This window comes from Micromonospora endophytica (assembly GCF_003236305.1).
Lineage (GTDB): Bacteria > Actinomycetota > Actinomycetes > Mycobacteriales > Micromonosporaceae > Micromonospora > Micromonospora endophytica.
This window is the reverse complement of sequence record NZ_POTX01000060.1, coordinates 20,369-27,990: the sequence shown is the minus strand read 5'-3', so window position 1 is coordinate 27,990 and position 7,622 is coordinate 20,369. Positions and strand designations below refer to the sequence as shown.

The 7,622-nt window shown below is 69.0% G+C and carries 5 protein-coding genes; all 5 read left to right on the top strand.

What is annotated here, in order from left to right:
- The first annotated feature begins 671 nt into the window (after nucleotides 1-671).
- Genes C1I93_RS11770 through C1I93_RS31530 form a run of 5 tightly spaced genes read left to right on the top strand, consistent with a single transcriptional unit; the run spans nucleotide 672 to nucleotide 7,450 of the window.
- Entirely contained in the window at nucleotides 672-1,931 is a 1,260-nt protein-coding gene (locus C1I93_RS11770) for a glycosyltransferase (protein WP_223256685.1), read from the top strand.
- Nucleotides 1,928-3,658 carry an ArnT family glycosyltransferase gene (locus C1I93_RS11765; protein WP_223256686.1) on the top strand — a complete coding sequence of 577 codons (1,731 nt, stop codon included), beginning with the start codon at nucleotides 1,928-1,930 and terminating at the stop codon, nucleotides 3,656-3,658. Before C1I93_RS11770 ends, C1I93_RS11765 begins: the two co-directional genes overlap by 4 nt.
- A complete protein-coding gene (locus C1I93_RS11760) occupies nucleotides 3,655-4,815 on the top strand; it encodes a glycosyltransferase (protein WP_111243295.1) in 1,161 nt (386 codons plus the stop codon). Before C1I93_RS11765 ends, C1I93_RS11760 begins: the two co-directional genes overlap by 4 nt.
- A gap of 41 nt (nucleotides 4,816-4,856) precedes the next feature.
- A complete protein-coding gene (locus tag C1I93_RS11755; RefSeq protein WP_223256687.1) occupies nucleotides 4,857-6,896 on the top strand; it encodes a galactose oxidase early set domain-containing protein in 2,040 nt (679 codons plus the stop codon).
- On the top strand, nucleotides 6,893-7,450 hold the full coding sequence (locus C1I93_RS31530; protein WP_181445130.1) for an excalibur calcium-binding domain-containing protein: 558 nt from the start codon (nucleotides 6,893-6,895) through the stop codon (nucleotides 7,448-7,450). The genes C1I93_RS11755 and C1I93_RS31530 overlap by 4 nt, the downstream gene beginning before the upstream one ends.
- The last annotated feature ends 172 nt before the right edge of the window (nucleotides 7,451-7,622 follow it).

Below are 7,622 nucleotides of genomic sequence, written 5' to 3'. Positions count from 1 at the left end.
CACCCCATCAGTTCACCCACCCGTTCGCCGATCATGCAGTCCTGGTGCCGGAGTTGACATCTCTCGCCAGCGCGCCCGTCGGGGGCCAGCGGGTGCGGGTGGCCACCCCAGCCACCCGCACTCGCGGTCGGGCCGCTTGTTCCCGGAGGCGCGGTGCGGCCCACCCGAGGGCGACAACGTCCCAATATTTGGTCTGGACTTCGCTCTGAATCTGTTGCGCGCTCATTTCCCCAAGGTGACGAATAGCGGCGGTACGAGAATGGCGTCCAGGTGGCGACCATTGGCTACGGACCCATGTCGCCTGGTCGGATCGATTTCCGGAACAATCGCACGCCTTCGGCTTCCTGACGGCCACGGGGGAGCCAACCCGAAGGATGGCCGCGCCCACCGATCGTCTGATCAGCGCAGCCCAATCTGCCTTGCGAGCAGGACCAACGGACCGGTCCACTGATTCACCCACACCGGACAATCAGTCGTGATGTTGCGGAATTCGGTCCACCATCCAGGTCACCGGAAGGGCCCGACAGGACTTCCGAACCACCCCGGGGGACCCATTTTACCTAGCGTAACGGAATCGCGACGCAGTTGACCGGGGTCCTTTTGCTGTCGTTCGATTCTACTGGACGTGGGGTGACGAGGGGACCGAACACATAATGGCGACCACTATCATCGTGGCAATTTCGATCGCCCTCTTTGTTTTCGCAGCCGTGGCGCTGTGGTGGACGATGCACGCGTGGCGTACGCCGGAGACTCTCGCCGGCACCCGCTTCTCCGCGCACGACGGCACACACTCGCTCTCCTTCTCGCTGCTCCTGCCGGCCCGGCACGAGCAGTTGGTGCTGGAGCACACCGTGCAGCGGCTGATGGAGTCCACGCACACCAGATTCGAGATCATCATTATCGTCGGGCACGACGACCCGGAGACGGCCGCGGTGGCCGAGCGGCTGGCCGAAACGCATCCGTACCACGTACGGGTGGTCACCGACACCAACCCGGTCAAGAACAAGCCCCGCGCGCTCAACACCGCGCTGCCGTACTGCCGGGGCGCGGTCGTCGGGGTCTTCGACGCCGAAGACCAGGTGCACCCGCACCTGCTGGAGCACGTGGACCACGCGTTCCGACTCACCGACGCCGACGTGGTCCAGGGCGGCGTCCAACTGATCAACTACCACTCCAGTTGGTACAGCCTGCACAACTGCCTGGAGTACTACTTCTGGTTCCGTAGTCGACTGCACCTGCACGCGCAGCGCGGCTTCATCCCGCTCGGCGGCAACACCGTCTTCGTCCGTACCGCCGCGCTGCGTGCCGTGGGCGCGTGGGACGGCGACTGTCTCGCCGAGGACTGCGACCTCGGCGTACGACTTTCCAGCCGGGGTGCGAAGGTCGTCGTCGCGTACGACTCGACCCTGGTCACCCGGGAGGAGACGCCTTCCACGCTGGGTGCCCTGATCCGGCAGCGCACCCGCTGGAACCAGGGCTTCCTCCAGGTGCTGTTCAAGGGAGAGTGGCGCCACCTGCCGTCGGCCTGGCAACGGATGCTGGCCCGTTACACGCTCACCGGCCCGTTCATCCAGGCCTTCGCCGGACTGGCCGTACCGCTCGGCATCTTCATCGCGCTCTTCCTCGACGTCGGCGTCCTCGGCGCGCTGGTGAGCTTCCTGCCACTCGCCCCGATGATCGCTGCGCTGATGTTCCAGATCGTCGGGCTGCGTGACTTCGGTCGGCAGTACCACCTGCGGATCGGGCCGCTGCACTACGCCAGGCTGGTCCTCGGTGCGTTCCCGTACATGCTGGTGCTTGCCGTCGCCGCGCTCCGGGCGGTCTGGCGTTTCCTGCGCAAACGCAACAACTGGGAGCTGACCAGCCACGTCGGCGCGCACCTGGCCGTCGGCCAGGACCAGCCGGCAGCTGTCGCGGGGAGCCGGGCATGACCAGTCTCGTCGGACCGCCGGCCGCACCCGCCGACGGATCAGCTCCGGTGTCGACAGCGCCCCAGCTGGACGCGCAGACCGTCCTCATCCCGAAGATGGGCAGCGGGCAGGCCGGCGACAGCGACGCCACCGAGGTCATCCCCCGGATCATCGGGCATGGTCCGAAGGCACCCCGGCCCCGGGGCGACGGGCTGCGCCAGCGGCGGCCGGACCTCCTCATCGTCGGCCTGTTGGTGCTGGTCGTGACGACCGTGCAGGCGTGGAACATCGACGGCTTCCCGAACCTCACCGACGACGAGGGGACCTACCTGGCGCAGGCATGGGCGGTCCGGGAGGGGCTGGGCCTGGCGCACTACACCTACTGGTACGACCACCCGCCGCTGGGTTGGATCCAACTCGCCGGACTCTCCTGGTTGCCCGCGCTGCTCATGCCGGACCAGCTCGCGGTGGTCGCCGGCCGGGTGGCGATGCTGCCGGTCGTCGCGGCCGGGATGATCCTGCTCTACGTGCTCAGCCGCCGGCTCGGCCTGGCCCGGTGGGCTGCCGCGCTCGCCGTGCTCAGCTACGGGCTCTCACCGCTCTCGGTGACGATGCAACGTCAGATCTACCTGGACAGCTTCGCGGTGACCTGGATGCTCGCCGCCTTCGTCCTGGCGCTCTCGCCGCGCCGGCATCTCTGGCACCACGTCGCCGCGGGTGCCGCCGCCGGGGTCGCGGTGCTGTCCAAGGAGACCATCCTGGTGGTGCTCCCGGCGCTGGTCGTGGCGCTCTGGCACGGCACCGAGCGCAACGGGGTGCGGTCCTTCTCGTTCGCCGGCTTCTTCTCCGGGTTGACCTTCGTCGGGGTCGTCTATCCGCTCTACGCCCTGCTCAAGGGCGAACTCCTCCCCGGCGACGGGCACGTGTCGTTGATCGGCGCGATGCAGTTCCAACTGCAGGACCGGGCCGGTTCGGGAAGCGTATTCACCGCCGGCAGCAGCGCCCGTGAGGTGCTCGACTCCTGGCTCTTCTACGACCCGGTGCTGATCTACGCCGGGATCGGTTGCGGGTTGCTCGCCTTTGCGGTGCGCCGGCTCCGGCCGGTGGCGGTGGCGGTGGCCCTGCTGCTGGTGGTGGCGTTGCGGCCCGGCGGCTACCTGCCGGCCATGTACGTCATCCAGGCGCTGCCCTTCCTGGCCATCGCGATCGCCGGGATCGTCGAGGTCGGCGCCGGTCGGATGCTGGCCCGGCGTACCCCGAGTCCCGCTTCAGCAGCGCGGCGCGTCCGGGTCGCCGCGGCGTCGCGGGCCGGTGTGGTCGCGGTCTGCGCGGCAGTCGCCCTGGTCCTGGTCGTTCCCGGTTGGTACGACGGCACGCGCCGGGCACTGACCGCCGACGACAACGTCCGGTACGTGGCGGCGATGCAGTGGCTGAGCAGCGCGGTGCCGGACCGGGCGGGAACCACTGTGGTCACCGACGACGTGCTCTGGCTGGACCTGGTCGACGCCGGCTACCAACCGGAGCGGGTCATCTGGTTCTACAAGCTCGACCTGGACGTCGAGGTGGCCGAGCGGCTGGAGAACGGCTGGCGCGACGTGGACCTGATCGTCTCGACGCCGGCGATGCGCGGCGACGACAACGAGTTGCCGACGGTGGACCTGCTGCTGGCCAACTCCCAGCCGGTGATCGTCTTCGGTGAGGGGCAGGACCGCATCGAGATCCGCCAGATCGACAAGGAGTCGCGATGACCGGCTCCTCCCCGACACAGCGGTCAGCGCCGCACCCACCTCGGCTCACCCTGGTAATTCCCACTTACAACGAACGCGACAACATCCCGGAGCTGCTCAGCCAGCTCGGTCAGGTGCTGGAGGCCGCCGAGGCGGAGATCATCTTCGTCGACGACAGTACCGACGACACCCCCACCGTCATCGAGGCCGCCCGGTCCGACTGTCCCGTGCCGATCACCGTCGTGCACCGCGACGACGCTTCCGGTGGCCTCGGCGGTGCCGTCGTCGAGGGTCTCAAGCGGGCCCAGGGCGCCTGGGTGGTGGTCATGGACGCCGACCTGCAACACCCCACCGCAACGATCGCCGACCTGGTGGCGACCGGCGAGCAGACTGGTGCCGACCTGGTGGTGGCCACCCGCTACGCCGGTGGCGGCGACCGCAGTGGCCTGTCCAGCGGCTACCGGAAGGCCGTCTCCGGTGGTTCCACCCTGCTCGCCAAGACGCTGTTCAGGCGGGCGCTGGCCGGGGTCAGCGACCCGATGAGCGGGTTCTTCGCGGTCCGGGCCGCATCGATCGAGACCGACCGGCTACAGCCGCTGGGTTACAAGATCCTGCTGGAGCTGATCGTCCGGACCCGGCCGCAGCGGGTCGCCGAGGTGCCGTACACCTTCGCTCCCCGGCATGCCGGGGAGTCCAAGTCCTCGCTCCGGGAGGGTTTGCGCTACCTGCGGCATCTGGCCACGCTGCGGCTGGGTCGGACCCGGGCCCGGATGCTGGGGTACGGCCTGATCGGGCTCTCCGGCATGCTGCCCAACCTCGTGTCGCTCTGGCTGCTCACCCACCTGCTGGGCGTCCACTACGTCCCAGCCGCGATCGCCGCCAACCAGGTCGCGATCGCCTGGAACTTCGCGCTCACCAACATGCTGCTGTTCCGCAGCGGCCCACGCCGGCACTCCCTGCGCAGCCGCCTGACCAGGTTCGCGCTGCTCAACAACACCGACCTGCTCGTACGAATCCCGTTGCTCGGCGTACTTGTCGCCGTCCTGCACGTGAATGTCCTGCTCGGTAACGCCCTCACCCTTGCCGTGATGTTCCTGGTCCGGTTCGTCGTGATCGATCGGGCCATCTTCGTCCCCGCCCCCGCCGAAACCCCCTCAACCGTCCCGGAGACATCGTGAGCATCATCCAATGGACACCTGAGAGACGGCGCCTCAGCCAGTTGACAATCCTCGTCCTGCTGGCAGGCGTGGCGCTCGTCGCCTCGCCGGCGCAGGCCGCCCCCACCAACCTGGTCCGCAACCCAGGCGTGGAGACGCTCAGCAACGGTTTCCCGACCTGCTGGGAGCGGTCCGGCTGGGGCGACCAGAACTACACCTTCGACCTGTCGACGGCGGCGCGTACCGGCAACCACGCCATGGAGATCACCATCGAGTCGACCACCGGCGTGGGCGACCGCAAGGCGATGATGCTGGAGAGCCCGGAGTGCGCGCCGCTGGTCACCCCGGGCCACCAGTACGACCTGTCGGTCTGGTACCGCTCGACCACCGGATCGACCGCGGTCACCGTGTTCCGCCACGACACCACGGCCGGCTGGCAGTACTGGACCGATCTGGCGACCCTGCCGGTCGCCGAGGTCTACACCGAGGCCACCGTGCGGACCCCGCCGGTGCCGGCCGGCACCGACCAGATCACCTGGGGAGTCAGCATCTGGGGGGTGGGCACGCTGCTCACCGACGACTACTCGATGGTCGACGTCACCCAGCCCGAGCCCGAGCCGGTGTGCCTCGTCGGCGAGGAGTGCGTCAAGGGCAAGTGGGAGGTGATGCCGTTCGAGTCGCCGGTACGCGGCATCCACTCGGTGGTGCTGCACAACGGCAAGGTGCTGCTCATCGCCGGCTCCGGCAACGACCCTGAGGCGTTCGCCGCCGGCACCTTCACCACCGCCGTCTACGACCCGGCCGACGGCAGCTTCACCAACGTGGCGACCCCGGCCGACCTGTTCTGCGCCGGGCACGTCCAGCTCGCCGACGGGCGGGTGCTGGTGATGGGCGGAAACAAGGACTACCCGACGGCCGACGGCACGGTCGGCTACAAGGGACTGCGCGACTCGTTCCTCTTCGACCCGGCCACCAACACGTACACCCGGACCAACGACATGTCCGGCGGGCACTGGTATCCGTCGGCGACGATCCTCGGCAACGGTGACGTGATCTCCCTCGGCGGCCTCGGCGAGGACTCACACGGCACCGTCGCCACCGAGTACTGGGACGCCGACGAGGAGCGCTGGCTGCCGCTGTGGCAGGCCAACCAGACCTGGTCGTTCTGGGGCCTCTACCCGGCGATGGTGCTGATGCAGGACGGCCGGTTGTTCTACACCGGCAGCCACACCTTCGGCAACGGGCTGCCCGGCACCGGCGCGTCGATCTACGACTACCACGCCGGCACCATCACCGACGTACCCGGGCTGCGGAAGAAGGACGAACGCGACCAGTCGGCAAGCGTGCTGCTGCCGCCCGCGCAGGACCAGCGGGTGCTGACCCTCGGCGGCGGCAACGTCGAGTCGAACCCGGAGGCGAACCGGCTCGTCGACATCATCGACCTGAAGGAGCCCGACCCGGCGTACCGCCCCGGCCCGGACATCCCGCTCGGCACCATGACCGGCGGCGTGCCACAAACCGGCGACCAGGGCAAGATGTACGTCTCCGCGGTGATCCTGCCCGACGGCACCGTCTTCGAGACCGGCGGCAACCTGCACAACCGCGCCGACCCGGTGTACGAGGCGTCCATCTTCGACCCGGAGACCGACACCTTCACCGAAGGCATGGCGACCGACCCGGTGCCGCGCGGCTACCACTCGTCGTCGTTCCTGCTCCCCGACGGTCGGGTGATGTCGGTCGGCGACAACCCCGGTGACGGCTCCTTCGAGATGCGGATCTCGGTCTACTCGCCGCCGTACCTGTTCCAGGGCACCCGGCCGAACATCATGAGCGTGGCGGAGACCGAGTGGAGCTACGGCGCGACGGAGCAGATCACCGTCGACGCCCCGGTGACCCGGGCGTCGCTGATCCGGCCGGCGGCGGTCACCCACTCCTCGGACCCGAACCAGCGGTTCGTGGAGCTGCCGATGACCGTCGACGGCAACACCATCGGGCTGAACGTCACCAGCAACCCGAACATCGCACCGCCCGGCTGGTACATGCTCTTCGTCCACAACGCCCAGGGCGTACCGTCGGTAGCCAAGTGGATCAAGCTCGGATGAACGCTGTCGTGCGTACCCCCCGGCGGCGGCTGCTGGTCGCCGCCGGGGCGGTTGCCCTGGTCATCCTGGCCGGGTTCGGCTGGTCTTCGCTGAGCCGCGACGGGTGGTCGGCCGGATCGCCCGCCCCCACGCCACCCGGCGCTGCCACCGCTTCCGACCCGGCCCCGCCGACGTCGGCCGGTACCGACGGCGCCACCGGATCCGACGGCCCGACCAGGTCCGGACCGACACCGTCGGCGGGTTCCACCACGGGTCGCGGCGCGAGCACCCCGGCACCCCGGATCCACCCGTTCGCCAACGAGCTGAGCGGCACCACCCGCACCGCAGCCCCCTCCCCCACCGCCCCACTCAAGGTGGCCGAGGGCATCGACGGCTGCGACCACGGATACGGCGACCGGAACATCTGCGTACCGTGGTCGCTTCCGGCCGGGGTGACCGACGGCTGCGCCTGGCTACGGGAGCGCGGCTACCCGCCACTGCCGGTGCAGAACCCCCGCGACCGCCACAACCTGGACCGCAACGGAGACGGCATAGCCTGCGGCCCCGGCGACTGACCCGTCAGGCGTCCATCGATCTTGGAGTTGTGGCACTCCACGTCGTACGCCTCGGCCGCACCCGGCTCAGCCATTCGGCGTTCTCGCAGGTCGTTCCAGTCGATGCGATCACCCATCCCGCCGCCTCCTCGAAAAGAAAATTGAGTCGACTGTGGAGTGCAGCAGGCCCGGC